Annotated in this window: 2 protein-coding genes and 1 pseudogene; all 3 read left to right on the top strand. The window is 70.7% G+C overall.

The window, feature by feature from the left end:
• Positions 1 to 177: 177 nt before the first annotated feature.
• Entirely contained in the window at positions 178 to 504 is a 327-nt protein-coding gene (locus WBP48_RS18145) for a Fic family protein (RefSeq protein WP_424442164.1), read from the top strand.
• Positions 505 to 548: 44 nt separating this feature from the next.
• Entirely contained in the window at positions 549 to 1,535 is a 987-nt protein-coding gene (locus WBP48_RS18140) for an acetoacetate decarboxylase family protein (protein ID WP_424442163.1), read from the top strand.
• Positions 1,536 to 1,565: 30 nt separating this feature from the next.
• Positions 1,566 to 1,780: pseudogene (locus WBP48_RS18135) on the top strand (hypothetical protein); the annotation flags it as partial.

Raw genomic sequence — 1,780 nt, 5'->3', positions numbered from 1 at the left:
CCGCGAGACCGCGAGACCGCGAGACCGCGCGACCGCGCGACCGCGCGGCCGCGAGAGAACAATGCAGCGCCGAGAGAACGGGTAGCGCCCGTACTCTCGGCGCGCAGTTGTTCCCTCGCCGAAAGCGCAGGTCTGCGCGCCCGGGGCACGCGACGGACGAGGCCTCGACTCCCATACTTGCGGCGCCGCTCCGGCCGGCGGAACTCCGCGGGCCGCTTCCGACGGGAAGGCGAGTGGGTGCGCGTCGGTTCTCACCTGGGCGCGAACCCCGCGTTCGTGCCGGAGCTGGTCGACCGGGCGCTGGAACGGTACCGGACGGGGCAGCCCGGACCCGGCGACATCCTGGAGCGCATCCCCTGGTTCCACGGCGAGTTCGAGACGATCCACCCCTTCGTCGACGGCAACGGCCGAATCGGGCGCGGAGTGCCGCGGTCGGCGAGGAACCCCCGTCGCGCGCGGGAAAGTCAAGGTGTTGACAGTGTTCACATTCTGTGCGTAGAGTGATGTGAACAGTGCATACATTGCGCGAGAGAGTGAGGGATGCCGACATGACGACACCTGCCGTGGACACGTCCGCCGACACGTCAGCCACAACCGAAGCCATCACCGAAACCGCCACCGCATCCGCCAGCGCGCCGACCGTGCCGGTCACGCTCGGCGCGCGCACCGTCGAGGTCCCGGCCGGGGGCCTCTACGACCGGTTCCGGATGAACACCGACCTCGATGTCGTGGCCGCAGACCCCCGCGTTCCCGGCGTCGACTTCTTCCGCTCGCTGACCAAGACGCACGTCGATTCGCCCGTCGGCCCGACCTGGACCCCCAACTTCTACTACGCGGCATCCGTCACCCGGCTCGTCATGCTCGCGCCGACGGCGCGGCTGCGCGCCCGCCTCCCCCGCGAGCTCGATCCGCTCGAGGTCGTGCCGGGGCTCGGCGTGTTCTCGGTCATGTTCTTCCGCTACGACGTGGCCGATATCGACTTCTACACCGAGGTCGCGACCGGCATCGCGGTCAAGCCGGTGCGGCACGGCGGGCTCGGCGCCGTCGACCTGGTCGCCGCTCTGAAGAACGACCACCCGCACTCGTACGTCCTGTCGCTGCCGGTGAGCACCGACATCGCGCAGGTGCGCGGGCACGACGGCTACGGGTTCCCCAAGTGGGTCGCGCCGATCGAGGTCGACGTCACGGCCGAGCGGGCGACCGCGCGTGCTCGCAACGACAACGGTGGTCTCGATCTCGCGTTCACCGCGCCGACACCGCCGCAGCGCGCGTTCCGCCCGCTGGAGCGCGTGTCGACGCTGACTTCGTACACCCGGATCGGCGGCAACTGGCACTCGACGCTGAACCAGACCCACGCTCTGGCCGCGGGAAGCCGGATGCTGCCGCGCGACGTCGAGCTGCGGCTCGGCAGCGGGCGGCTGTCCGACGACATCCGCTCCGTCGCGCCACGGCGGATCCTGCGCCTCGACGTCACGTCGAAAGCGCAGATCGCCCTCCACATGCCCGTGCCGACCAGCGTCGACACCACCGTCTGACCCTCCGTTCGACCACCTGGAGCCTTGAACATGTCCCTCTCTGTCGCCCCGGCATCCGCACACTCGGTGCGCGACCTGCCGCGCACGCTCACTCCCGCCTTCCTCTCGACGCTGACCGGTCTCGCGAGCGCCGCGAAGGATGCCGATTCCACCACCGCGACCGCTCCGTACACCGGCGAGCCGCTTGCCCAGCTGCCGGTGGCGACGCCCGAAGCCGTCGCCGGCGCGTTCGCCCGGGCGCGCAT

The sequence above is a fragment of the Microbacterium sp. genome (assembly GCF_049661145.1).
Taxonomy (GTDB): domain Bacteria; phylum Actinomycetota; class Actinomycetes; order Actinomycetales; family Microbacteriaceae; genus Microbacterium.
This window is presented reverse-complemented; position numbering and strand designations above follow the sequence as displayed.

What these genes read in the sequence shown, in the direction of transcription:
- WBP48_RS18140 (WP_424442163.1), top strand. Translation starts at nt 549, where the DNA reads ATGACGACACCTGCCGTGGACACGTCCGCCGACACGTCAGCCACAACC.